Origin of the sequence: Paenibacillus sp. MB22_1 (assembly GCF_047200555.1) — a bacterium.
Lineage (GTDB): Bacteria > Bacillota > Bacilli > Paenibacillales > Paenibacillaceae > Fontibacillus > Fontibacillus phoenicis.
On the sequence record NZ_JBLADV010000002.1, the window covers coordinates 2,278,978 to 2,304,908 of the forward strand.

Consider the following 25,931-nt stretch of genomic DNA (forward strand, 5'->3'; position numbering starts at 1 on the left):
CAGCAATACGTTGGGGAAATGGATTGTCAACAGTAAATCAGACAGCATTTTTAAGGGCTGCATGGCGATACTGAACCGGTGTCATGTATCCTAGTGTTCCATGAATCCGATGCTTGTTAAACCAGTTAACATAATCGTATAATTCCAGTTCCAGATGACGAAGACTCTGGAAGTTCATCTGGTTCACGAACTCTGTTTTCATAATCTTGTAGGTCGCTTCCGCCACAGCGTTGTCGTAGGGGCAGCCTTTCATGCTCAGGGATCGGCCAATTTCAAATGTCTCCAAAAGTGCATCCATCTTTTGATTTTTAAACTCACTGCCACGGTCGGTATGGAACCATTGAATCTGAGATAAATCACCCTGAACCGTTGCAAAGGCACGAGAAACCAACACGGCATCCTTATGAGGGCCTACACTATGGCCGATGATCTCTCGATTGAACAGGTCGATAAGTACACAAATGTAATGCCACCGGTTCTGAACTTTCACATACGTCAGATCGCTGACAACGACTCGTTTAGCCTCCGTTTGATCGAATTCGCGATTCAGCGTATTGGCTGTAGACGCTTCATTACACGCGGACTTAAGGGGTTTATATTGCGACACGGTGTACGTAGAAACAAGTCCCTGCTCTTTCATGATCCGGCCAATTCGACGTCTGGAGACGACGAAACCACGTTCCTGGAGCTTGACTTTAATCTTGCGTGTACCGTAAGCTTTTCGATTCTTATGGAAAATGTCCGCAATCGCTTCGGCGACATCGTCTTCGCTCGTTTGTTCTTTCGCTTCATAGTAAAACGTACTTCTTGCGATTTGCAGGACGTCGCACATTGCTGATACCGAGTATTTATCACGGTTGTTCTGGATGATAGCTACTTTCGTCCCATGATCAGCGCGGCTTGCTTTAAAATATCCACCTCCATTTTCAGACGCTGGTTCTCCTTTCGCAAGGCAATCAGCTCATTGTCTTCGGAGGAGCGATTGTCCTTCTCCTTGAAGGAACCCGTTGTTTGGGCTTGTTTGATCCAGCGGTCTAAAGCGGAGGCTGTGAGGTCATATTCCTCCACGATCGCTGCTCTGGATTTTCCGTTTTCATAGAGTTCTACCATTTGTTTTTTGAATTCTGCTGTAAAGGTACGTCGTTGTTGTTTTGGCATTGTAGAGATCCGCTCCTTAGGATGATAGGTTTATTCTACAAGCCCTCATTTTTATTGTCCAACTAAGTGTAGACGATCCAAAATCGCTCTAATGATAATATGCTGAAGTTTTGGTTCTGATAAGCAGTAATCATTTCAAAGTTGCATTGGAGTTTAAAAATAGCGGTGATCAGGGAATTTTCCTGCACCGTCTTTTTGTTTTCCTCCCCCTACCATTCCCCTCTCATTTCGTCACGAAAATTTTTCCCCGAAATCTCGCAAAACAGGTTCCGATTTTGCCCTGAAAATGTAGCGGATAGTAGAGGGACAAAACATCTCCCTCGTAGCTCTTTGACAACCGAATACAATCTTATCCGGTACGTTCCCCGCATGGCCTGGAAGGATAGCCAAATTGCAGGCGCGCCACGACCATTTTGCCAATTCTTATTTTCGCATGTTTTTTCATCAGAAGCGGTAAACTGCGAGCGATTTTGCCCATGCAATACATAAAGGGTGGTTCCATTTAAGGCGAAGACCCATGCGGAGGGATAATGATACTTCCGTCCAGCCACAGTTCAGCGCAATGGGGGCGGCTTGCAGCGATCCTGGAAGAGGTTTGAAGCCTATGAGGACGGCTAACCACTGTCCGCCGGATAGGGTTATTGGAAGAGAAGCAACCAAAACAGAGGCGGAAACAGAGATGCGCACACGCGGTTATGTTTGTTGCGCATCTCTGTTTTTCAGCTTTGCTGGATTAATGGGAGGTAGCTATGAACCATAAACTCATCCGGTACAGTATGCAAATCGCTATGATAAGGCAGCTACTGGCATTATCTTTGATTACCGAAAACGAATTTCATTTGATAAAGAACAAAACGATGCGGGATTACGGCATCATTTCGGACCTTACTTCTTGATTCGCACATTTGTCGGTCCGCCCATCTCTTATTAAACTGATAGCGAGTAAATAAGAATGGAGGACAACACCATGGCTCTTGAAGTGGAAGTGATTAAAGCAAGTCGGAAAATATCGGATCGCAACGCCGGAAAGTTATCGGATGTTCTTCGCGTCGCCCCTTATGCCCGCGTAAGTACCGACACTGAGGAGCAATTGAACAGCTACAAGTCGCAAGTCGCCTATTATACCGATCTCGTAAGCAAACGCAGCGACTGGGTGCTGGTTGATATTTATGCGGATGAAGCCATAACCGGGACACAGGTAACGAAGCGCGAGGATTTTCAACGCATGATTAACGATTGCATGGACGGGAAAATTGATATGATCATCACGAAGTCTATCTCCAGGTTTGCGAGAAACACGCTGGATACGTTGAAATACGTTCGAATGTTGAAAGAAAAAAACATCGCCGTATTTTTTGAAGACGAGAATATCAATACGCTGACGATGGACGGCGAATTGTTGCTTGTCATTCTAAGTTCCGTAGCGCAGCAGGAAGTGGAGAACATCTCCGCCAACGTGAAAAAAGGTTTGAAAATGAAAATGAAGCGCGGCGAACTGGTGGGCTTTCAAAGTTGTTTGGGATACGATTACGATGTGAATACGAAAAAGATATCCGTTAATCAAGAAGAAGCCGAAATCGTCCGCTATATTTTTGAACGATATACATCGGGGATCGGCGCTTACGTTATTGCAAAGGAACTGACTGAGGCGGGACATAAAACCAAGTACGGAAGAGTCGAATGGCAGGACACAACCGTTCTTGGTATCATAAAGAATGAGAAGTACAAAGGCGATTTGTTGCAAGGAAAGACATTTACCGTCGATCCAATTTCCAAGAGAAGACTGGACAATTACGGCGAGGAAGATCAGTTTTATGTCAAAAATCATCACGAGCCGATTGTCAGCGAAGAAGTTTTTGAAAAGGCGCAGGACATATTGCATCGAAGAGGCGAGAATCGCCGCCGCGGCGCAAAAGGCAAGCGGGACAAGTACAGCAGGAAATTTGCTTTCAGCAGCAAGTTGGAATGTGCTTTCTGCGGAAGCAACCTCTCGCGGCGGAACTGGCACAGCGGAACCCCGCATGAGAAGGTGATTTGGCAGTGCGTGACAGCCACGAAAAAAGGGAAGAAATACTGCTCTCGCAGCAAAGCTTTGGAGGAAAAGCTGATTGAGGGTGCTTTTGTCGAATCTTACAAATTGGTGTGCCGCAACAATTCGGATGTGCTGGACGAGCTTATGAAAAGAATGGAGTCCGTGTTTAGCGACCAGAATAATCAAAAGCGACTGAACAAAATTATCAGCGATATTCAGGCCACGGAGCAAAAACGTTGCAAACTGATTGATTTGTGCCTGGATGAGAAAATAGACAGGGCTACTTACGAACAGAAGTATGCGGAACTCGATACTTCGCTTACTAAATTGCTCGAAGAAAAGGAACAGTTGGAGCAATCCGCGCAAGATGAAATTAACTTGGGGAAACGGCTTGAACATTTTCGCAAAGTGCTTCAAACGAATGAAGTTCTGACCGCATTCGACCGGAACGTATTCGAAAGCATTGTCGATAAAGTGATTATTGGGGAGAACCCCGATCAAGGTAGTCCCGAGCCGTACAAATTGACCTTCGTATATAAAACAGGCTTTCATAACAGCATCCATAGCAAGATGCACAAGCAAAAAAAGTCCTTACGAAATGAAAGGGGGAAAATGCCTTCCTATTCCGAGCACAACACATGTGGAGGCTGTGTGTTTCCTAAAATACGTGCTATAAAAGTGGATTCATCAAGGTTACGGGGACGAATTGGGGACGTTTAGAGGGCATGATATATATTTGTAGACATGCCCTGCGTCTCTTATTTAACTATGTCTGATTATGCAAGGTATATATACATAGTGTTTGCCTTTTATAATTTGCTAAGGAAACTTTTTAATCGTTGAGTTGGAGTACATTTTAAGTGGAAGTATTCCGTTGCTCTTTCTCCATTACTGGTATATGAGATTTTGACATATATATCTTGCAAGACATTAGTCATGGTTTTTTCGATATTTGTTTCTTCTTGAAGTAGAAATGCACGTCCTAGGCTAAGTCCATTATGTTCCCCGTCTTTCGTGACGCTGACTGGCATATCATTTATAATATTGCTTTGAAATAAACTGCTTGTATTTAGTATATTGAACATTTCTGGGTTTAGATAGAAGCTCATTGTAATGTCTGTCATGTCATACTTGGGTTTAGTTATGAAGATTTCATAAGAAATTCTATCCACATTTTCCTTGTCTGTGACAAAATCAATGGTGGCCTCTAATTGATAATTTAATGGTAATGTAGTTGAAAAGATTTTGCTGTGTGTCTCTACTTTTTCTTTTAGATCATTAATTTCATTTAGATATTTTTGATCTGCTGATTCGGATAAAGTCGGTTTATTCTCATTTCCAATAGTGGAGTTGTGAGAAAGTTCCTGGCATCCGGACATCAACAAAATTACTAAAGATAAGCAAAGCAAAGTTTTTTTCAAGAGGAGTTCTCCTTTATATTGTATTTTCATTAACAGAAAAACTATATCTATTCTGTATGTTACTATATTTTACTAAATTTAACAAATAAAATGCCCACAAATGAATTGTGGGCATTTATCATTACTTATCAATCAAGCCAGTCCTCATCTGTGTATTTTTTGCTTTGCGCGTAATTATAAGCGGTTTGTTGCAAAATGTAGTTATTATCATAATAATGTGGTGCGGCTTCGACTTTAATCGCCGAGTATCCGTTTGCAGGGACATAGTCAACAGTATACTGACGAGTATTTTTGTTTTTATCCATCCAAAGGGAGTAATAATGTTTATAAGTATTTCTATTTGTACTTTCAAATAGAGTATGCCATGTGTTTGAATACCATGCTTGGCCCTGTTTAGTAGGGTAATTATATGAAATCATAGTCTTTGCTGTCGCTGTTTGTGTAGTCTCAACATTGGATAATGCCATATCCGCTACACTGAGTACAATTCCCCCAAATGTAGTTGTAAGAGCACCGAGAATAGTCATTACTATATCTTTCTTTAAGTCAAAACTGCCAGATTCCTCATCTTGAACAATTGGAGCTCCATACCAACCATAGGTTGTGAGATTTACTCTAGTGGCCCCGTCTCCCGGATTTTCAGCAAATGGTTTAATATACACTTTTGGTAGTGATTGTTCGTCGATAACATCGTTGGGCACAATGAAATTGTTCTTTTTTGATTGCATATAATCAAGCTGTTCTGGAAGTAATGAGGTATCCGACGCAAGGGCTGCGAAGGGAATGCTAATTGTTAATAAGCAAGTTGTAGTTAATGATACGATACTTTTTTTCAATAATTTTTTCATAGATATCGTCCTCTCTTATTATTCTAACTAACTCCTCTATCCTCCCTTTACGAAAGTATAATTATGTAAAATGTAAATTCTGTCGAAAACAATATAAACCAAAAAGGAGATATTTTCAATATAATTCTATAAAAATACAAAAATATAAAAATCGAAAATAAAATGAATTATTACGTATTACGGAGAATATAAAAACTTATTTACAAAAAATACTTTTATCGTATTATTATGACAAGTAAGGAGGTGATCACCAATGAAGAAAATTAAAGTAAAGGTTCTTCCGCAAGTAGGACTTCCTTCTAACCGTGCTACTACATAATGTGTCTTTTACTTGGAAAAGGTTCATGCGTTATCGGATGAACCTTTTCCGTAAAAAACTAAAAAAGGATGATTGTTGTGCCCTTTAATCACAATATTAATGGTAACAGCATAATTGAACTACATAACATAGAAATATTTACAGATGACAATGACTTTGTAACTGCGCGTCGAATAGGAACATCTGATTACATATCTTTAGATACAGATGCACTTAAGCTTTATAGATGTTTTGGTTTAAAAAGGAGTATATTGGAAGTTACAAAACTAAATGCAGAGTTGGAGTATACATTACAAGACATTCTTGAATTTGTGGAAGTTCTAATAAATGCAGAATTCGTAAAGACAATAGACGGAGTTGAAATATCTGAAAGTTTAAATGATGAGCCAAGGGAACAGGTTAGAACTAATAAATTGATTAGAATAGAGTCTGTCAAGAATTTTGTGTAAACTCGGTTATACAAAGTTTGGTGCTGGACTTGACATGGAGCCTCTGGCGGGCATGACTTCTCGCGATTGGGCGATGCTGGAAAGAAGGCATCGCGAGGCTAGCCAGCCTATCATGCCCGCCCCCTCCATGTCAAGTCCTTTAGAGAACTTGTATACGATCTGGGAAGTGCACCGTGAGTTGCAGCAGGATTTGTCCCCAGTTTTGAACGCGTCCTGTCCACTTTCGAAGCACATCCATTGTCGCAAGATACAGCATTTTGAGCAACGCTTCGTCATTCGGGAAGATGCTTTTTCCCTTCGTGACTTTGCGGAGCTGGCGATGGTAGCTTTCAATCATATTCGTCGTGTAAATCAGTTTGCGTAGTTCTGGCGAGTATTTGAAAAACGTGGCGAGCTCTTCCCAATTGTTCCGCCATGAACGTACGATCAGCGGATACTGCTTGCCCCATACGGCCTCGAATTGATCCAGCTCCTGCAGAGCGGCTTCCTCCGTTGGAGCGGTGTAAATCGGGCGTAATGCGGCGGTAACCTTCTTTAGGTCCTTGTAGGATACGTATTTGATCGAATTGCGTATTTGATGAATAATGCACTTTTGAATCTCCGTCTTCGGGTAGCATGCCGCAATGGCATCGCTAAATCCTTTCAGATTATCCACGCAGATGATCAGAATATCCTGGACGCCGCGGTTTCTCAAATCGGTCAAAACACCCAACCAGAACTTTGCAGATTCATTCTCGCCAATCCAAATGCCGAGTACATCTTTATAGCCTTCCAGGTCAATCCCGATGACCATGTAAGCGGCTTTATTGATAATTTGCCCGTCCTGCTTGACTTTGAAATGAATCGCGTCCATGAAAATGACAGAGTAGACCGGCTGCAGAGGGCGATGCTGCCATTCCTTGATCAGTGGCATGATTTTCGCCGTTACGTTCGAAATGAGGGTCGGCGATACGTCAATGCCGTACAACTGATTCAAATGATCCTGAATGTCTCGCGTGCTCATGCCTTTGGCATACATCGATATGATCTGATCCTCGATGCCGGTGACCTGCGTCTGGTGCTTCTTGACGATCATCGGTTCAAACTCGCCAAGCCGATCCCGCGGGACCTCGATTTCGATTTCGCCGTATTCCGATGTTACGGTTTTAGAACTATGCCCGTTACGGCTGTTACTCGTCTTCTTATTCTTTACATCATGCTTGGCGTAGCCGAGTTCCGTTTCCAGTTCGGCTTCCAGCATTTCTTGAAGAGTCTCAGCAAACAGTTCTTTTAGCGTTTTCTGAACATCTTCGACGGTCTTCAAGTTGTTCTCTTTGATGAACTGACGAAGTTGATCTTTTGGTAGTAGTTTCATGATGTGTTCTCCCTCAACCTTTCGTTCTCTCTCGATTGTAATAGATTTAGGTTTGAGAGTTTACACAAAATATTTTACAGTCCCTTTTGCAGTAATCTGAGGCCTTGAGCCGTAAGGATTTTCGGACATAAAAAAGGGACTTCACCCCAACTTGGAGAAGTTTTCAAGTGACTAAACCCAAAAACCTCAAGGATGGAGGAAGTCACTTTGTATATTCTCCAAGAATGTCTGTTTTCCTTCGAAGAACTTTTAAAAATTCAACCCAAGGAGAGATTGCCGATCTTCTTCAGCTCTCTCGATCTGAGACCGTATGCCAAGGAACTGAGAAGCCGTTCACCCCGAGGCGCTGAGGGATACTGCAGACAAGGTATTCTACGAGCACTCTTGGCTGCGCCGCTTGAAGGAATAAGTACCTTTTCAGGGTTGCATAAGCGTTTGGATACGGATCTCCGGTTTCGTTATCAGTGTGGTCTTCGGCTGGATCGAGAAGCTCCTTCCATATCCACATTAAGCCGAGTTTTCTCAGAACTGACGAGAAAGGACTTGGCAAAACGGCTTTTTGAGGATTTGGTCACACGCTGTCAGCAGGAAGGTATCATAGAAGGCAGTAACGTCGCCATAGACAGCGCCGCTCTCCGCGCTTACGAGAAAAAGCAGCCCAAACGCAAAAGCGAGCAAACGGGTAATGCGAACTGGGGCGCAAAAATTGATTCCTTCGGCAATAAAATCACATGGTTTGGTTACAAAATTCATCTGGCGGTCGATACGAAAAGTGAATTGCCGATCGCCTTGGAAGTAACGCCGGCGCATGTCAATGATGGAGAAATGGCGCCGGGCCTGATCGAGAAAACAGCGTCCAGGACGAGCACACGATTTTTCATACTCGATGCGGGCTACGACCAAATGAAAGTTTATGAGGCCGCCCGCAACGTCAAGGCACAAGCCATCATTCCCCTTAATCTTCGGGGGGAGAAGGAACCGCCTGCTGGGATGACCTCGAACGGAACACCGTGCTGTTCCATGGGTTATGCGATGACATACTGGGGAGTTGACGGCGATATGCATAAATTTCGCTGCCCGCATGCCACGGGTAAAGTCGACTGTCCGCTTGGCATGGCTGCCTGCTCGTCTTCAAACTATGGAATGGTCGTCAAAGTAAATGCGAAGGATGATCTCCGGCGATACAGCATCCCTCATCGGGATACAAAGCGTTGGAAGGAACTTTACAATGAACGAACCAGCGTAGAACGCTGCAACTCCCGATTGAAAACCTATTTGACGGCAGACGCCGCACATGTCCGGGGCATTCAGAAAGTCACAACTCACCAGTATTTGAATGCCATTGTTCTGCTTGCATCTGCGCTCGCCGTTTCTCATCATTCAAAACGGGCTGCCGCTTAAAAAACGAGCTGTTCTAAAATTCTGCAAGTCTGCCCTTTTCTTCATCCATATAATACCATTTTCGAAAATTACCCCTTAACGACAGTGAATATGCTATCGCTTCTTCTCTGAAACGGAAATATGCAAAACACTCAACATAATAACATAACAGACGGGGAAAGGCGCCCTTTAGAAAAGAGTTTATAAAATTTTAAATAAATTGCTTGAAAAATCTCCCTTCTCCCATTACAATCCTAATTGATAATGAGTTTCAATATCATTTAGGACAAACAATAGGGGGAGAAGGGGAATTATGTTGAAATTCAGCAAAACGTTTCTAAGTATGATCCTTATTTTGATGATCGCCGCTTTGGTCGGCTGCGCAGCCGGCGGACCGGCAAAAGGGACTTCCGATACCGGCAGCCAGGCTGGCGCAGCCGTCGATTCGAATCAAGCGAAGAGCGGCGGAACGGACGCGGCTGGGGAAGAGATCCGGGTCGTCAAGCACGCCATGGGCGAAACGGAGATCAAAGGAACGCCTAAAAGGATCGTAACCTTGTTCCAGGGAGCCACCGATGTGGCCGTTTCGCTTGGAGTGAAGCCGGTCGGCGTGGTGGAATCCTGGGTGCAGCAGCCTATCTACGAATATTTGCGGGCCGATCTGGAGGGCGTAGCGATCGTCGGTCAAGAGACGCAGCCGAATCTGGAAGAGATACATAAACTTCAGCCTGATCTGATCATTGCCACGAAGACGCGGCACGAGGATGTTTACGAACAGTTGTCGCAAATCGCACCGACGGTCGTGACGGAAACGCTTTTTGACTGGAAAGAAACGCTGAAGACGGCAGGCGAGGCGTTGAATCTCAAGGACAAATCCGATCAGTTGCTCGCCGATTGGGATGCGAGAGTAGCCGACTTCAAGCAGAAGATGGGCGACCGCTTGCCGATCGAGGTAACGATCACCAATTTCAGAGCTGATCAGGTACGGATTTTCTATATGGGCTACGCGGGGAAAATTCTCAAAGAGCTTGGCTTTACAAGACCTCCCGGACATGATCAAGACATCTGGGGCGTTCAACTCGCTTCCAAAGAGAGCATCCCGGATATGAATGCCGACATCATCTTCAACTTCAATTCCGGCACCGATACCGAAGCGATTCAGAAAAACTATGAGGAATGGACGAAGAGCAAGCTATGGGCCAATCTGGACGCAGTTAAGAACGGCAAGCTCGTTCAGGTGGACGAAGTGGTGTGGAACAGCGCCGGCGGCTACAAGACGGCCAATATGCTGCTCGACGATCTGTACGAATATTTCAAGCTGAATTAATCGCAAGCAGGAAGGCCTGCCTTGAGCAGGCAGGCTTTTTGCCGCATTTTAAATGACGAAGACGAAAGAGTGAGGAAATGTTTCCGCTTTTTGTACGGGAAAAATCGAAGCTGTTGGGGCTGGCGGCGCTGCTCGTTCTGCTTGTTGCGTCATGTGCCGCCAGCATGATCTTCGGCCGCACGGAAATTACGATTTCCACGGCGGTGGAGGCGTTCAGGAATTACGACGAAGAATCCGTCGAACATATCGTACTGCATACCGAGCGGCTGCCGCGGACGGTTATTGCCGCCGTCGTAGGGGCCGGCCTGGCGGTTGCCGGAGCGCTCATGCAGGCATTGACCCGCAATTCGCTGGCGTCGCCGAGTGTGTTCGGGATTAACGCCGGAGCGATTTTTTTCATCGTGCTGGCGGTCGTGCTGCTGTCGGTGTCCTCGTTAAAGGCGATGATGTGGTTCGGCTTTGCCGGAGCGGCGATTGCGGCGGTGATCGTCTATGCGCTCGGCTCCATCGGGCGGGACGGCTTAACGCCGATCAAAATCGTGCTGGCGGGCACGGCGATTACGGCTTTGTTCTCATCCTTCACGCAGGCCGTGCTCGTTCTGGACGGGACGGGGCTAGAGGATGTGCTGTTCTGGCTGGCCGGCTCCGTCAGCGGGCGGACGCTGGAGATGCTCTATCCGGTTCTGCCTTATATGGCTTTGGCGGTGCTAACCGCTCTCTTCATGGGCCGGGCGATCAACCTGATGTTGACCGGCGATGATATTGCCAAAGGCATGGGGCAGAACGTCGTGCTGGTCAAAACGCTGATGGGGGCCGTCATTGTGCTTCTTGCCGGAGGTTCGGTGGCCGTCGCCGGCTCGATCGGTCTCGTCGGACTCATCGTGCCCCATATGATGCGCGCCCTGGTCGGGAACGACTATCGCTGGCTCATTCCTTACTCGCTCGTAGGGGGAGCGGTACTGCTGCTATGGTCCGATGTAGCCGCCCGGTTGGTCATTCTGCCGGACGAACTTCCGCTTGGCGTCGTGACCGCCTTGATTGGCGGGCCGTTCTTCATCTATATCGCCCGCAAGGGGGTGACGAAGATATGAAGGAAACGATCATGGTTCGCAGCAAAAAAGATACCGTATCTTTCCTGATCGAGCGCAAGGCGGCGCTCGCCATTGCCGTGCTAGCCGTCCTGGTTCTGCTCGCCGCTGTGGCCGGACCAAGCCTAGGCGGCGACATCTTGTCTCCGCTGGAAGTGCTCCGGACGATCTTGGGGCTAAACGCCGGGGAGCATGATTTCGTCGTGCTCACGCTGAGACTGCCGCGGGTGCTGCTGTCCCTGCTTGTCGGCGCAGCGCTGGGCATGTCCGGCGCCATCCTGCAGGGGGTCATCCGCAACCCGCTCGCATCTCCGGATGTCATCGGCATCACCGGAGGCGCGGCGGTGGCGGCGGTCGGTTTCGTCTCGCTGCTGGGAGGCGCGCTCAGCATCAAGCTGCTGCCGGCGTTCGCGGTTGCCGGCGCCATTACGGCTTCGCTGGTCATTTACGCGCTGGCTTGGAAAGAGGGGGTCACGCCGATTCGCCTGGTGTTGATCGGGATTGGCATATCGGCCATCACCGGCGCCGGCACCACGTTTATGCTGATCCTAAGCCCGTTCTACACCGCCGGGCAAGCTTACATTTGGCTAACCGGCAGCGTATACGGCGCTTCCTGGGCGGATGTTTACACCATTCTGCCGGTGATCGTGCTTATCGTGCCGCCGGCCCTTTGGCTTGCGCGCAGCCTGAATGCGCAGGCGTTCGGCGACGACCTGGCCGCCGGGCTTGGTGTTGCCGTTCAGCGCCATCGTCTGGCGCTGCTATTTTGCAGCGTGCTGCTCGCCGGATTTGCGGTATCCGTGGCCGGCACCCTCGGCTTCGTCGGCCTGATCGCACCGCATATCGCCAGAAAGCTGGCGGGCCGCATGTTCGGCAGCGTGCTGCTCGTGTCGGCGCTGCTCGGGGCTCTGCTTGTGTTCAGCGCCGATTTGATCGGACGGACCGCGTTTGTGCCGCTGGATGTTCCGGCCGGGGTGTTCACGGCGGGAGTGGGCGCGCCTTTCTTCTTGTACTTGCTGTTTAAGAACAGAAACCAATTTTGAATAGGGGGAGAACCGTGAGTATTTTGGAAGCGAAAGACCTTACTATCTCCTATGGAGCGGAGCCTGTGATCGAAAATTTGAACTTGAGGATACCGAAAGGCCAAATCTCGGTCCTGATCGGCAGCAACGGCTGCGGTAAGTCCACGCTGCTGCGCACCATTGCGCGCCTGCAGAAGCCCCGTTCGGGCACGGTGCTGCTGAGCGGGGAAGAGATCGCCAAGCTGCCGAGCAAGGAAATCGCCAAGCGGATGTCCATTTTGCCGCAAGGTCCTTCCTCCCCGGAAGGCTTGACGGTGAGCCAACTCGTCAGGCAGGGAAGATACCCGCACCAGAGCTGGCTGAAGCAATGGTCGCGTGAGGATGAACGGATGGTTCGCCTGGCGCTTCAGGCCACGCGCCTGACGGAACTCGCGGACCGACCGGTGGACGCGCTGTCGGGAGGGCAGCGCCAACGCGCCTGGATCGCCATGACGCTCGCCCAGGGAGCGGAAACGTTGCTGCTCGACGAACCGACGACCTACCTCGATATGAGCCATCAGATCGAAATCCTCGATTTGCTGTTCGAATTAAACGAGAAGGAGCGTCGCACGATTGTGATGGTTCTGCACGATCTGAATTTGGCCTGCCGCTACGCCCATCATATCGTCGCGGTCCACGGAGGGTCCATTTACGCCCAGGGACGGCCAGAGGAGATCGTGACCCGCGAGATGGTCCGCACCGTCTTTCGGATGGACTGCGAAATTGCTGTCGATCCGCTGTTTGGCACACCGCTGTGCATTCCACATGGAAGGGGCAGGAATGTTCATGAAGAACAACGCTACGGCCACCTGGCTTGAGCCGGAGGAATTTCAGGTGCTGTCCGACGAGTACCGCTTAACCCGAGAGCCTTCCGCCGACCGGACGTTCTCCATTCCGTTTACCGACCTTTTAAATCCGGAGAGAAGCGAGGCTTATTTTCGCGGCGTAAGCGGCATTTTCGAGACCGACTCGCAGTCGGCGGCCGTCTCGCTTTTCGCCAAGCGGTATGCCTTTCTCGTTATCGCTTCCAATTTATACGCGATGTCTTGCTTCAATAAGGGATTGAACCTGGAACTGGAGAACGGCTGGATCGAGTCGTGCTATCAGGGGCAGGCCTGGCTGCCCAAGGCGCGGCTGAAAGACTGGCAGGCCAGCGAGCCGCAAGCGGATCAGCGCAGCGAATGGCGCGATCTGATCCTTGAACGGATGTTTGCCGGTAATCTGTCCCGGGTATGGAACGGCGTTTCCAAAACGGCGCGGATCTCCAAAGCGCTGTTATGGGAAAACACGGCCATTTATGTCTATTGGTTGTATGAGAAAAAATTTGCGGAAGGAGCGGGGCCCGAGCAACAGCGGCGGATGAAAGAGGATTATCATTATTTGCTTCACGACGCGCCGCCCCGCCTGTTCGGCGAATCCCGCAATCCGCTCAAGCGGTTCGACAGTCCGAAAGTGTTCAGGGACGGTTACGACAAGCCGCTAAGAGTGCGTAAAACCTGCTGCCTTTATTATTTGACGTCGGATGAGCCGGGTGATTACTGTTCGACGTGCCCCAAACGGACTTAATACGCCTTCTCCATCAAAGATAACCGCTACATCACTGCCACGCCGACGATATCGGTACCCGCTTAGAATCCCCTTGTCAGAATATGAATATCGGCTTTCCTGCCGCCATATCAAAAAGCATGTTCTGCCGTTTCCGCGCCGTCGGTCTAGCGCAACCCGCACTGGCCGATGGCTTTTGCTTCCGCATTCCTTTTCTGCGCAAAAGATGAATATTTTCCCTTTAAAGATAAATATTGACAATTTTAAATCAGGTCACGTAAGATAGTTTTATAAATGATAGTGATTATCATTATCATCAAAACAATCCGACGGGCTTTCACAAACCCTCCTTAAGTCAACAAAGGCAAAGCTCGCCGGATAGGAAGGAGGGGTTATCATTGACGTATCCGACCGGGAGCCGAAATGCGCTTAACCGGCTGCTGATCAACAAAGCCAGAGAAATGGGCATCGGCTGCCGGCTGCTCCTTGCGGGGTGCGAGGATTTTTTGGAGCTGAGCTATCAGGGCAGGAGCATCGTGAAATGATCGGCCATGCCGAATACGATTTCGTCATTATCGATTGCGAGCACGCTTCTACGAACATGGAAAGCGTCGAGGAGCTGATCCGCGCCGCCGAATTGATGGGCGTGACTCCGTTGGTCCGCGTTTCGGGTGAGGCGGCCATCCGGCATAATGTTTCCTATATTCATGTGGAAAGCCTGCTGGAGCTGAGAAGGCTGATCCGGCTTACACAAGGGCGGAGCGAGCCGGTCCGGATTTTGCTGCGCATGAACCTGAGAACGAGCGCGTTGCCGCAGACCCAAATTACGATGGGCGGCCGTCCGACCCCCTTCGGGCTGGACGAGGAGCTGCTTGATGAAGCGATCGCCGTTATACGGGAAGAAGGGCGGGGCGCGGTTAGGTTATGCGGCTTTCATTTTCACTCGCTCTCGAACAACTTGCGGGCGGAGCTGCATGCCGAAATGATCGAGCTGTATTTGCGAAAAGCGGAAGAGTGGATGGAACGCTACCGTCTGGACATTGAGATCGTCAACGCGGGAGGCGGCTTTGGCGTCCCTTACGATGACGCTCCGGCGTTCGACTGGGCCTTGTTCACTTCCCTGATCGCACGAAGCGAAGCTAGAAAAAGGCTAGCCAGAGTTCAGTTGTGGTTCGAGCCGGGCCGGTTTCTCGTAGCAGACCACGGTTATTACGCCGCGGAGGTGATCGATATCAAGCCTTCGCATGATCGGTATTTCGCCGTGCTGAGGGGAGGGACGCATCACAACCGGCTGCCCGCTTCCTGGGGGCATAATCATCCGTTTGCTATCTTGCCGGCGGAGCGTTGGGCGTATCCTTTCGCCAGGCCAGAGATCAGGCGGGGCAAGGTGACGCTGGTCGGCGAGCTTTGCACGCCCAAGGACCGGCTGCATGCGGATGCCGAAGTCGAGCTGCTGCGCGTCGGCGACATCGTTGTGTTCGAGAAGTCGGGCGCTTATTGCTGGACGATCTCGCACCACGATTTTTTGGGGCACCCGCACCCGAAATTTTATTATTTAGCGGAAGGAAATGATCATGCATACCATGCGAACATGGACAATTGAATCAGGACGGCAGGCGGCGGAGTTACGGATTATCGGCGATTTGATGAACGCCTTTTTGACGGAGCGGTTTTTCCGGCTGGATGAGGGGACTTTCGGGACGCTGTCGGCCGCGCCCGAGCAGATCCGGCGGTTATACGGCGGGTATGGCGATAATGGAGCGATTCGCATTTTTGCCGGGGAAATCGCGTTTTTGGTTGAAGACAGCCCCAGGCTTGGCGTTCAGTGGGTGCAGGATTCTCCGATTTTTAAACGCGCGTCCGACGGAAGCTGGGCTTTCATCAACTCTTCGGCGGAGCTGGCGAAAACGGTGCTGCGTGCGGTGTTGTCGGAGGAAGCCTACAGCCATCCGGGGGTTACAGACTTTTTGACCGGCGTGGAGGTGGCGGCCCGGCAGCTTGCGTTGAGCCTGAGCCCGGAATGCGCGGAGGGGCTGCTGGCGTTTGCTCCGTCCTCGGCTTACGAGTGGTTTATCAAAGGAGAACGAATCGCTGCGCTGCGCGATCGCCCGTTCCATCCGTCGGCCAAAGCGAAAATCGGGTTTACCGAGCAGGACTGCCTGAAGTATTCGGCGGAGTTCGGGGAGCCGATCCGCCTGCGCTGGGTAGCGGTGCGCGCCGATTCGGTCGTACGGGGGTGCCCGGAAGGGCCGTTGTCCTGCCTGGATCTGCTTGCGGCTGAGCAGCGGGCCGCCGTGGAGGACGAGATGCAGCGGCGGGGGCTTAGGCCGGACGAATACGTGCCTCTGCCTGTGCACCCGTGGCAGCTTCAGCAGGTGATTTTGTCCCGCTTTATCCGGGAAATCGAGGAGGGGACGATCGTGGTGCTGGATGCGGAGGCTGGTGAATTTCTAGCCACCTCCTCCTTGCGTTCTCTTGCTCCGCCATCCATCGTGGAGGTGGGGAGCGGAGCGGACGTTAACGCTGTGGCCGCTGTGGCGATGCTCAAGCTGCCGGTCAGCGTGCTGTCGCTGGGCGCCGCCCGCTATTTGCCGGTCGTGAAGCTGCTGAACGGCTTGGCCGGGGAGAAGCTGCTGCGTCAGGCCATAGCTTGCGACGACACACTGCAGGGCCGGGTTTTCCTATGCGAGGAGCGGCACTGGTGGGGATACATGCCGGCATCGATGGGGCTGTTCGACGACCATCCGCGCCATTTGGCCGCCCAGCTTCGCCTATACCCGCCGGAGCTTTTTGAGGCGGAACGCAAGGTGATTCCGATGTCCGCGCTTGGCGTCCATTTGGGAGGCCGGCATATTTTGTCGGAAATCCTGGGCAAGGAGCTTTCCCGCGAAGAGGTGTTCAGCTTCTATAGCGACCTCGCGCACCTGTTCTATGACGTGGTGATGCGGCTGTTCAAGATCGGAATCGTTCCGGAAATTCACGGGCAGAACTGCTGCCTGGTTCTGGAGCGCAATCAAGTGAAGGGGCTGCTGCTCCGCGACCACGCTTCGGTGCGCCTGCATCAGCCATATCTCGATAAGCACGGCATCGGCGATCCCGGGTACCGCATACGGCCCGGCTATTCCAACAGCCTGTACAACGAGACGATTCACAAGCTGATTTTTTATGTTCAATCGCTGGGGACGCAGGTCAATCTGGCTTCGATCATGGAAGCTTTGTCCTGCGCGTACGATCTGCCGGAGTCCCGGTTGTGGACGATCACGGAGCAGGCCTGGAAAGAAGCGCTGCAAGGGGCGGGGCTGCCGGAAAGCGACCGCGCCGAGCTATACCGGGCGATCTTCGAGAGCGGAGAGTGGCCGGTGAAGCTGGTCGTTCGACCGCTGCTGGAAGCGGACGGGGTGCCCGGTGCGATGCCGTCGGGAAAAGGAACCGGGCATAATCCTTTCCTTAGAGGACGGTTGTAGGAACAAAGTTTTTAGACTGCAAGGAAGTAATTTTCTTGCAGTTCCATTTAAGGCGAAGACCCATGCGGAGGGATAATGATACTATCGTCCAGCCACAGTTCAGCGCAATGGGGGCGGCTTGCAGCGATCCTGGAAGAGGTTAGAATGCGTGAGCAGGGAGTGATGAAACGGCACTTCATCGACTTACGCGGTGTAGCCCAAGAAGAACTGCAAATATGGATTTTCCTGGATTTGTAAGGTGGTCTCGCGGTCACTTAAACCAAGGCGCTCCTTGATGATGAGCGAGCCGAGGGCGATACGTGCCGAGTACGCCTTTTGGCCGATGGCTGGGGACTTGAACGAGCTCACATATTTCTCTTCTACTTTGTCCCAAGGGATGATCGCCGCAAGCTGCACCCACCGATTGGTTGGATTTAATTTTCCGCCAAAGGGCAAATAGAAGTTTTCCAACAAGTCTGCCATATCTCGATTCAGCACGAACACTTTCGCTCACTCCATCTGCAAGGTTTTTTACCGTTTTTCCGTGTTTTCTTTGCAGATGAATTCGACAAAAGTGTCTCTAAACCCTTGTGAGATAAGGATTTTTTGATTATTCAGCAAGCCCTATTTATACTAGGAGGTATTCAAATGATTAGTAGAAAGGTCTCTATTAAAGCCGCATCACTTATGGTCGCTTTAGCCGTATTCCTATCTACATTTTTCGCAGTTCTTCCAGCGAGTGCAGCCTCCAGAGGAGCATGGGCTCCAAATACTTCCTATGCAGTCAACGATACCGTAACTTATAACGGAAGTACTTATACTTGTATTCAAGCGCATACTTCCCTCGTCGGTTGGGAACCCCCGGTTGTTCCTGCTTTATGGTCGTTAAGCGGCGGCGGCGGCGGAACTACACCAACCCCACCACCAACAACCCCGCCTTCCACAGTAACAAAACCAGCGGAAGTTCCGAGCCGCATCTGGACCTATGTGATGAATGCGGATAATGCCTATGGCAAAGGCGGAGATTTTGCTTTATTGCTAAGCGCCGTGATCAAGAAGGAAAGCTACTTTGGAGATGGTTTATCGGGCAGTCCCTCAGCCGGCGACGGATTGATGCAGGTTGAACCCAACACGCGGAATGCGTATTTATCTCAATTTAGTGCGAAATATGGCCATGCCTATAATCACAACAGTGAGCAGGATCAGGTATATATGGGTGCACTGATTTTGAATGAGAAGATTGTTCGATTCGGCAGCATCTATAACGGCTTATTGCACTATAACGGGGGAGATTATTGGTATCCGGGTGCTACGGATTCCTATGGCCGCCCGATTCTGGCCGACCAATATGCAAATACCGTTTACGCTCAGTATAAGAGCTATGGCGGCAGATACTAAGGCGTAGAGGATAACAAGATCTACCTAAACGTCTGGTTTGGGTGGGTCTTGTTTTTGTTTTTTTAATTACCTATAGCCGCTTCCAAGGCTTCTGCACCTGGCCGTCATCATGCCTGAGGGCGACTTCTTTCTCCTTCAACGCTAACCCAGCTTCGATCCTGCTACTTTTCCCGGAGCTTGCATGCATGACCATTTGAAGAAAGTGGGGATGATTATATAATAGATAAGGTATTATAACGAGAGGATTTGAGGTTGAAGTGAACCGAAATTTTTGGCGTGATTTACCGCGGCCTTTTTTTATACTTGCACCAATGGAAGATGTGACGCATGTGGTGTTTCGTCATGTCGTGAGTCAAGCAGGCAGACCGGACGTCTTCTTCACGGAGTTTGCCAATACGGAGAGCTATTGTCACCCGGAGGGGAATCATAGCGTACGCGGGCGTCTGCTCTTTACCGAAGATGAACAACCGATCGTGGCGCATATATGGGGCGATAAGCCGGAGTATTTTGCAAAGATGAGTATCGGTATGGCGAAGCAAGGATTCCAGGGGATCGATATCAATATGGGGTGCCCGGTTCCGAATGTGGCCACCAATGGGATGGGGAGTGGCTTAATTCTCCGTCCTACGGTTGCCGCCGAAGTGATCCAAGCCGCCAAGGCCGGGGGATTGCCTGTAAGCGTGAAGACGAGACTTGGTTTCAACGAGGTGGAGGAATGGCGGGATTGGTTGACCCATATTTTGAAGCAAGACATTGTGAATCTGTCGATCCACCTGCGCACCCGAGAAGAAATGAGCCAAGTTGCGGCCCACTGGGAATTGATTCCGGAAATTAAGGCGCTTCGAGATCAAGTGGCACCACAGACCCTGCTTACGATTAATGGAGACATTCCGGACCGGCAAACCGGTTTGAAGCTGGCAGAACAGTATGGGGTGGATGGGATCATGATTGGAAGAGGGATTTTTAAGAACCCATTTGCCTTTGAAAAAGAGCTGAGAGAGCATAGCACTACCGAATATCTTGATCTGTTAAGACTGCATTTGGATCTCCATGATCAGTATTCCGAACAATTGGAGGCGCGTCCGTTCAAGGCGCTGCAACGTTTTTTCAAGGTTTATGTCAAAGGGTTCCGCGGGGCAAGTGAATTAAGAAATCAGTTGATGAGCACAACGTCAACCGATGAAGTGCGGAAGATGCTAGATGAGTTTGCTGAGCAGACGGTCAGTGACTAGAGTGAGCCTAAAGCAAAAACAGGTCAATTATGGTAGAACACCCATGCTCTGAAAGAATGTGCCGAATGGCGTCAATCTCTCGTCCACCCACAGATCGAGCTTCTGAATGACACGGTCAACGGCTCCTCGGTCGGAGATCCGGTGCATTCTTCGTGCGATCTCCAGAATTTCCACCACGGATGCGGCGCATGTTTGATAAATTTTACCAAGGCGATCTCTCCCGTTCCATGACGGGGACCGGATTGGGATTAACCATTGTCAAGCGCATTATCGATCTGTGCGAGGGGGCAGCCGATACCAGCGAGGTTCTGCTGGCGATCTCCCTGATTGTCCGCGGCGGAGGACTTGGGGGCCTGATGCTCCCCATCATGGCAACCGCCTATGAGGGATTATCTAAGGAATTGATTCCGCATGCCAGCAGCGCGACCCGGATCCTCCAACAAATTGGGGGTGCGTTTGGAGCTTCTGTTTTTGCCGTCATCTTACAGAATCAAATTAACGCCCAATCCGTTCACGATATCTCAACGCTGAATACAGCTTTTAACCATACCTTTATGTGGTCAGTGGGCTTCACGATTGTATCGCTTGTGTTTATTTTCTTCTTGCCTCATAAGAAAAGAGCCTAAACTCAAGAAGACACTCGGAATTCTTCCGGGTGTCTTCTTTATTTCAAACAGCTGATAGTCTAAAACTCAACCCCGCGAACCTTCGAAAATACCATGGTATCCCTTAGCGAACCATCAACCGCACATGCATCGTTACGTAGAATTCCTTCCAATCTAAAGCCCAAGCGTTCGGCTACTCTTGCACTCCGTGTATTACGTGAGTCACATCTGATCTCAATACGATTGGCGTGCAGCTCTTCTAAGGAAAAACGCGTAATGGCATTTACGGCTTCGGTTACGTAACCTTGTCTTTCAAAAGAGGTACGCACCCAATATCCAATTTCAAATTTACGTGCCTGCCAATCGATTCGATGGAGACCACTGCTGCCAACGATTTGACCTGTATTCTTATGTACTAGAATAAGCCTCAGATCTTTACGTTCTAGGAAGTGCAATCGGGCTCGTCGTATGTCTGCCTCGGATTGTTCGATCGTTGAGATGCTTTGTGCCCAGGGCATCCACGGCCGTAATTGCTCAATACTCTCTTTAACAGCCTCATTTATGGCCGCTCCATCTCCCCATAATGGCGCACGGATCAATAAGCGCTCACTTTCGAAGCTTTCAGGGAACTCTATTAATATTGGATCCATATTTGTAGTGCCCATTATCTCCACACTCCCAGAAAATATTTCCAATCAGCATATCATATGCATTGATTTTTACTCAAGTGGAAGTTAATCATGATGACTAGGAGATGTCATTCTAGCAAAATTGAGTTATAGTAGGTAATGCAATCGGAACATTCGAAAGGGCAGTCATCATGAACAAAGCAAATTCCTTCTTCCTTCGCAAGAACGAAGAATTAGGTGTTGAATTAAATGAAATCCAGAAGCAAGCGGTCCTTCAAACAGAGGGACCCTTGCTTTTGTTAGCTTCACCGGGATCGGGGAAGACCACAACGATCATTATGAGGATCGGGTATCTGATCGAGGAGAAGGGGGTTCCTCCCAGAAGGATCAAGGCGGTAACGTTTAGCCGCGCTTCGGCGAACGATATGAAGGAGCGGTTTAAAGCCTTTTTCCCAGAGCTGACGCCTGTTGATTTCTCCACGATTCATAGCCTGGCTTACGAGGTGGTGCGAGAGCATTTCCGTGCGACCCAGACGCCGTTCCAGATCATCGAAGGCGATATCGACGCGGCCCAGCAAGAAACCAGCGGTTCGGAGCAACTCCCGCTACACAAGAAGATCATATTGCGGAATCTCTTTAAAGCGATAGCCGGAGAGAATATTACGGATGACCAGTTAGATGAGCTGACGACCTATATTAGCTTTATCAAAAATAAAATGATCCCCTCCGAGCAATGGTCTAAGGTCAAAGTAGAGGTGCCCCATGCCGAACGGATCTTGCGGGAGTACGAGCTCTTTAAGCAGTCTGGCACCCGGTCGCTGCTGCTTGATTATGACGACATGCTGGTGGTTTGCGAACGGATTCTGGCGGAGAATGAAGGGGTGCTTCGCAGGTATCAGGGGCGTTATGATTATGTCCTCACAGATGAGAGCCAGGATACGTCCAGGGTGCAGCATGCGATTATCGAGAAGCTGGTGCATAAGCATCGTAACTTATGCGTCGTTGCCGACGATGATCAGAGCTTGTACAGCTGGCGAGGGGCGGATCCTGCGTATTTGCTGAACTTCAAGCAAGTCTATCCGGAGGCGGCGATTTTGTTTATGGAGCAAAATTACCGCTCTTCCCCGGATATCGTGGACGTCGCCAACACGTTTATCCAGCGCAATCAGGACCGATACCCGAAAAAGATGTTCACCGAGAATCCCCCGCATAAGCCAATTGAGATTCGCTGCTTGGACGATTACGGCGATCAGGCCAAATATCTGGCGAAAGAGATTCAGCAGATCGAGAACCTTGCCGAGGTGGCGATCCTTTATCGGAATAATTCCTCATCCATCGCTTTAATGAACGAATTTGATCGTGCGGGCATTCCTTTTTATATGAAGGATGCGGATAACCGGTTCTTTTCCCATTGGGTTGTCGAGGATATCCTGAATTTCATGCGGATGACGTTCACGGATAAACGTCCCGATATTCTGGAGAAAATCCATCTGAAATTTAATGGTTATATCAGCAAGGAGCAGATGGCGGCGCTGCTCAAGATCCAGAATGACGAATCGGTCTTTGATAATCTGCTGAATCGGGTGCCGTTGAAGGATTATCAAGTGAAGCAGCTGCAGATGTGCAAGGAAACGTTTCAGGAAATGAAGGGGATGCCGCCGCTGCATGCCATTCACGTGATCCGCGATCGCTTGGGCTATGAGAAAGCCCTTGAGAAGATTTGCGAGTGGAAGGGGTTCCGCATGGAATATCTGATCGGCATCCTGAACACGCTGGAGGAAATTGCGGCGGGGCTACATACCATGGAGGAGTTTGCCGCCAGATTAAAATACCTGGAGTCTGCCTTGCGAACGGCAAGGTCCAAGCGAGGGCAAAATGCCGTCACCTTCTCGACAATGCACAGCTCCAAGGGCCTGGAGTTCGAGCGAGTGTATATGATCGATCTTGTTGAGGGGATCATCCCGTCTAAGGCGGATAAGGAGAACGCGGAAATGATGGAGGAGGCGACCCGGCTGTTTTATGTGGGGATGACCCGGGCGAAGAAGCATCTGGAGCTTCTGACTTACAAGAAACGGGATGGGGTAGAGGTGACGGAGTCGAGGTTCGTGGCATCCGTCAGGTACATCCAACTTCCATCCCAAGCGTCCGCGGCTTCATCCGTGGCTTCGCCACCCATGCCCGCTCTATCGCAGGACAACCCCAACGCCATCCGAAATCTGGCCGAGCTAAGGGAAGGGGAATCCATTGTCCATCGGGCTTTCGGAAAAGGCATGATCGTTCAAGTGAACGGGGAACGGGTTCATATCCGGTTTGAGACCGGGGAAAAAGCCTTATCAACGACCACCTGTCTCCAAATGGGCTTGTTGGAGCGAGCAGAAGGTGCATCATAGCGATCGCCACCCCAATCGCACCGGCTATACACAAGTATACCGCTAAGAAATAAGCATCTGCTTAAACAGGTTTAAGCAGGAGAGACGCTGATCATTTCAGCGTCTCTTTTTTTAAGATATCAGAAAGTGTAAACTTCGGGGCATTGGCATCCTGATATCGCAAGAAAAACTTCCGCTAAACGCGGTCTGTCTACTTTGAATGTACGTCGATAGACGTTTTTCTTATCAACCGCCCTGCAAGAATAATCAATTCCAGGAAATGTACTGCCAATCCTGAATTTCCTTCATTCTGCCCGCCTGCAAAAATAAGCGATTGCTGGAAATTGACGGGCATCTTAGAGTGATTACATCGAACATCAAAGGGAAAGGAGAGGGAAACATGGCTTCCTCCTTGGAACCGATTACAAAACGGACAACGCCTGTAACCAGGGCCCGCAGTCACCGGCTTCGACAAATTGGGAAAATCCTGATCCGGGATAAATTCCTTTATGTGTTGGCACTACCGGGCCTGCTGTACTTTCTGATCTTCAAATACGTTCCGATGTGGGGAATCATCATCTCATTTCAGAACTATTCGCCTTATCAGGGGGTGTTGGCCAGTCCTTGGGTGGGACTGGAGCATTTCCGGCGGTTTTTCTCCAATCCTGATTTCTTTATGTTGTTTCGAAATACGCTCGCAATTAACACGTTGTCGCTCATCTTCTTTTTTCCGCTGCCCATTCTACTCTCCTTGATGCTCAACGAAGTGAGGCAGCAGGCTTATAAGAAAATTGTACAATCCATCGTTTATCTGCCGCATTTCTTATCTTGGGTCATTATTGTAGGGATTACCTTCATTTTGTTCTCAACGGGAGATGGAGCGGTTAATCAAATGTTGGTGAGTTTGGGCTTTGAGAAAATCGATTTTCTCACCAGTAAAAATTATTTCTGGGCCATGCTCACCGCCCAATCCATCTGGAAGGATGCCGGGTGGGGAACGATTATCTTCTTAGCAGCGATGGCCAGCATAGATCCGCAGCTCTACGAGGCGGCCAAAATCGATGGGGCGGGCCGGTTCCGCCAAATGTGGAATGTTACGCTGCCCGGCATCCGCTCGGTCATTGTGATTTTGCTGATTCTGCGCATGGGTCACATTATGGATGTCGGCTTCGAGCAAGTGTTCCTCATGATGAACGGGGCCGTCTCAGAGGTGGCCGACGTCTTCGATACGTATGTGTATCGTCTAGGCGTGAAGCAGGGACAATTTAGTTACAGTACGGCCGTTGGTTTATTTAAGTCGATGGTGGGATTGATTCTCGTCATTGGGACGAACAAGCTGGCTAAGAAGTTTGGCGAGGAAGGGGTGTACTAACCGGATGAGTTATCGCAGCCGTGATCGGATGTTTCAAGCCGTTAATGCCATCCTGCTCGGCATCATCAGCCTGATTACGTTTTTTCCGTTATACTACGTGTTTGTCGTTTCGTTTACGGAACCGTCCGCGTACCGTTCCAGCGAACTTCAACTGTTTCCCAAACAGTGGAGCCTGGATTCTTATAAATACTTAATGTCCACCAATGCATTCTTAAACGCTACCGGCAACAGCGTCTTTCTGGCGCTGGTTGGCACGGCGCTTAGCCTGTTAATTACCTCTTGCTTGGCCTATGCGATTTCTCGTAAGCGCTTGCTGGGGCGGAAAGTCATCATGCTGCTGATCTTACTGACCACGTTGTTTAATCCTGGCATCATCCCGCCTTATTTGCTGGTCCGTGACCTGCACCTGATCAATAGCATTTGGTCCCTGATTCTCCCGGTGCTGACCAATGGGTGGTACGTCCTCCTGATGAAAGGATTTTTTGACAGTATCCCAACCAGTCTGGAGGAGGCGGCCCGAATTGACGGCTGCAATGATGTCAGCGTGTGGTATCGCGTCATTCTTCCCTTGTCGCTGCCTTCGCTGGCTGCATTTGGGTTGTTTTACGCCGTGGCTTATTGGAACACCTTCTTTACGGCGCTTCTTTATATCAACGAGTTCTCCAAGCAGCCTCTCCAAGTGTTGCTGCAAAATATGCTCATCGATGCTTCAACCGCTGCCGGGGGTTCCGTTGCGGCGGAAATGATGTCCGAGCAGCGAATTCCGCCGGAGACGCTGAAAATGGCGGCCGTAGTGATCGCGACCGTTCCGATTCTACTCGTGTATCCCTTTTTGCAGAAGCATTTTGCCAAAGGGGCCATGGTGGGTTCGGTCAAGGAATAGTCTTATCTATTTATTCGA

At 49.7% G+C, this 25,931-nt stretch carries 22 protein-coding genes and 1 pseudogene; 17 read left to right on the forward strand and 6 right to left on the reverse strand.

Annotated elements, in window-relative coordinates; translation table 11 throughout:
• Positions 1–37: 37 nt before the first annotated feature.
• Positions 38–1,158, reverse strand: a protein-coding gene (locus ACL02P_RS22215; protein ID WP_156124786.1) for an IS3 family transposase whose coding sequence is annotated in 2 segments (ribosomal slippage) — positions 38–909 and positions 909–1,158 — 1,122 coding nt in all. Because the reading frame shifts where the segments join, the coding sequence is not laid out codon by codon here.
• Between the two features lie 967 nt (positions 1,159–2,125).
• Here ACL02P_RS22215 and ACL02P_RS22220 point away from each other — a divergent pair.
• Positions 2,126–3,910, forward strand: coding sequence for a recombinase family protein (locus ACL02P_RS22220; RefSeq protein WP_412838095.1), 1,785 nt, complete (start codon positions 2,126–2,128; stop codon positions 3,908–3,910).
• Positions 3,911–3,999: 89 nt separating this feature from the next.
• Here ACL02P_RS22220 and ACL02P_RS22225 read toward each other — a convergent pair whose 3' ends face one another.
• Both ACL02P_RS22225 and ACL02P_RS22230 read right to left on the reverse strand, forming a co-directional pair.
• Complete coding sequence (locus ACL02P_RS22225; RefSeq protein ID WP_009224553.1) at positions 4,000–4,611, reverse strand: hypothetical protein; 612 nt, start codon at positions 4,609–4,611, stop codon at positions 4,000–4,002.
• A gap of 128 nt (positions 4,612–4,739) precedes the next feature.
• A complete protein-coding gene (locus tag ACL02P_RS22230; protein ID WP_412838096.1) occupies positions 4,740–5,459 on the reverse strand; it encodes a hypothetical protein in 720 nt (239 codons plus the stop codon).
• Positions 5,460–5,855: 396 nt separating this feature from the next.
• Here ACL02P_RS22230 and ACL02P_RS22235 point away from each other — a divergent pair, with 396 nt between their 5' ends.
• Positions 5,856–6,227 carry a hypothetical protein gene (locus tag ACL02P_RS22235; protein WP_412838097.1) on the forward strand — a complete coding sequence of 124 codons (372 nt, stop codon included), beginning with the start codon at positions 5,856–5,858 and terminating at the stop codon, positions 6,225–6,227.
• A 139-nt stretch (positions 6,228–6,366) separates the two neighbouring features.
• Here the strand turns inward: ACL02P_RS22235 and ACL02P_RS22240 are convergent, their stop codons facing one another.
• On the reverse strand, positions 6,367–7,581 hold the full coding sequence (locus ACL02P_RS22240; protein ID WP_174351738.1) for an IS256 family transposase: 1,215 nt from the start codon (positions 7,579–7,581) through the stop codon (positions 6,367–6,369).
• Between the two features lie 207 nt (positions 7,582–7,788).
• Here ACL02P_RS22240 and ACL02P_RS22245 point away from each other — a divergent pair, with 207 nt between their 5' ends.
• The 9 genes from ACL02P_RS22245 (at position 7,789) to ACL02P_RS22285 (ending at position 17,446) form a co-directional block, all read left to right on the forward strand.
• Positions 7,789–8,982, forward strand: a complete 1,194-nt coding sequence (locus ACL02P_RS22245) for a transposase (RefSeq protein WP_412837532.1) — start codon at positions 7,789–7,791, stop codon at positions 8,980–8,982.
• Between the two features lie 292 nt (positions 8,983–9,274).
• Positions 9,275–10,288: an ABC transporter substrate-binding protein gene (locus ACL02P_RS22250; RefSeq protein WP_412838098.1), complete on the forward strand. Its 1,014-nt coding sequence runs from the start codon at positions 9,275–9,277 to the stop codon at positions 10,286–10,288.
• A 77-nt stretch (positions 10,289–10,365) separates the two neighbouring features.
• Entirely contained in the window at positions 10,366–11,379 is a 1,014-nt protein-coding gene (locus ACL02P_RS22255) for a FecCD family ABC transporter permease (protein ID WP_412838099.1), read from the forward strand.
• Positions 11,376–12,419, forward strand: a complete 1,044-nt coding sequence (locus tag ACL02P_RS22260) for an iron ABC transporter permease (RefSeq protein WP_339301469.1) — start codon at positions 11,376–11,378, stop codon at positions 12,417–12,419. Before ACL02P_RS22255 ends, ACL02P_RS22260 begins: the two co-directional genes overlap by 4 nt.
• Before the next feature lie 14 nt (positions 12,420–12,433).
• Positions 12,434–13,255 carry an ABC transporter ATP-binding protein gene (locus ACL02P_RS22265; protein ID WP_016313404.1) on the forward strand — a complete coding sequence of 274 codons (822 nt, stop codon included), beginning with the start codon at positions 12,434–12,436 and terminating at the stop codon, positions 13,253–13,255.
• The gene (locus tag ACL02P_RS22270; RefSeq protein ID WP_412838100.1) at positions 13,224–14,003 is read left to right on the forward strand and encodes an IucA/IucC family C-terminal-domain containing protein; all 780 of its coding nucleotides are present in this window, start codon (positions 13,224–13,226) and stop codon (positions 14,001–14,003) included. Before ACL02P_RS22265 ends, ACL02P_RS22270 begins: the two co-directional genes overlap by 32 nt.
• A gap of 377 nt (positions 14,004–14,380) precedes the next feature.
• Positions 14,381–14,527 (forward strand): hypothetical protein, encoded by a 147-nt coding sequence (locus tag ACL02P_RS22275; protein WP_412838101.1) that lies wholly within the window; start codon positions 14,381–14,383, stop codon positions 14,525–14,527.
• Positions 14,524–15,585, forward strand: a complete 1,062-nt coding sequence (locus tag ACL02P_RS22280; RefSeq protein ID WP_412838102.1) for a siderophore biosynthesis PLP-dependent protein — start codon at positions 14,524–14,526, stop codon at positions 15,583–15,585. Before ACL02P_RS22275 ends, ACL02P_RS22280 begins: the two co-directional genes overlap by 4 nt.
• Positions 15,557–17,446, forward strand: coding sequence for an IucA/IucC family protein (locus ACL02P_RS22285; RefSeq protein ID WP_412838103.1), 1,890 nt, complete (start codon positions 15,557–15,559; stop codon positions 17,444–17,446). Before ACL02P_RS22280 ends, ACL02P_RS22285 begins: the two co-directional genes overlap by 29 nt.
• Before the next feature lie 195 nt (positions 17,447–17,641).
• Here the strand turns inward: ACL02P_RS22285 and ACL02P_RS22290 are convergent.
• Positions 17,642–17,908 (reverse strand): annotated as a pseudogene (locus ACL02P_RS22290) (transposase); the annotation flags it as partial.
• A gap of 165 nt (positions 17,909–18,073) precedes the next feature.
• Between ACL02P_RS22290 and ACL02P_RS22295 the strand changes: the two are divergent.
• The 3 genes from ACL02P_RS22295 to ACL02P_RS22305 all read left to right on the forward strand — a co-directional run bounded on the left by ACL02P_RS22295 (position 18,074) and on the right by ACL02P_RS22305 (position 20,681).
• On the forward strand, positions 18,074–18,823 hold the full coding sequence (locus ACL02P_RS22295; protein ID WP_260069718.1) for a carbohydrate-binding protein: 750 nt from the start codon (positions 18,074–18,076) through the stop codon (positions 18,821–18,823).
• A 311-nt stretch (positions 18,824–19,134) separates the two neighbouring features.
• The gene (locus tag ACL02P_RS22300; RefSeq protein WP_412838276.1) at positions 19,135–20,055 is read left to right on the forward strand and encodes a tRNA dihydrouridine synthase; all 921 of its coding nucleotides are present in this window, start codon (positions 19,135–19,137) and stop codon (positions 20,053–20,055) included.
• Positions 20,056–20,243: 188 nt separating this feature from the next.
• On the forward strand, positions 20,244–20,681 hold the full coding sequence (locus ACL02P_RS22305; protein ID WP_412838104.1) for a hypothetical protein: 438 nt from the start codon (positions 20,244–20,246) through the stop codon (positions 20,679–20,681).
• A 59-nt stretch (positions 20,682–20,740) separates the two neighbouring features.
• Here the strand turns inward: ACL02P_RS22305 and ACL02P_RS22310 are convergent, their stop codons facing one another.
• The gene (locus ACL02P_RS22310; protein ID WP_036644885.1) at positions 20,741–21,325 is read right to left on the reverse strand and encodes a GNAT family N-acetyltransferase; all 585 of its coding nucleotides are present in this window, start codon (positions 21,323–21,325) and stop codon (positions 20,741–20,743) included.
• Between the two features lie 155 nt (positions 21,326–21,480).
• On the opposite strand from ACL02P_RS22310, the gene ACL02P_RS22315 reads away from it, so the two are divergent.
• The 3 genes from ACL02P_RS22315 (at position 21,481) to ACL02P_RS22325 (ending at position 25,913) form a co-directional block, all read left to right on the forward strand.
• Entirely contained in the window at positions 21,481–23,679 is a 2,199-nt protein-coding gene (locus tag ACL02P_RS22315) for an ATP-dependent helicase (protein ID WP_339301499.1), read from the forward strand.
• 379 nt (positions 23,680–24,058) lie between these two features.
• Positions 24,059–25,030 (forward strand): ABC transporter permease, encoded by a 972-nt coding sequence (locus tag ACL02P_RS22320; RefSeq protein ID WP_050769732.1) that lies wholly within the window; start codon positions 24,059–24,061, stop codon positions 25,028–25,030.
• Between the two features lie 4 nt (positions 25,031–25,034).
• Entirely contained in the window at positions 25,035–25,913 is an 879-nt protein-coding gene (locus ACL02P_RS22325) for a carbohydrate ABC transporter permease (protein ID WP_036644887.1), read from the forward strand.
• The last annotated feature ends 18 nt before the right edge of the window (positions 25,914–25,931 follow it).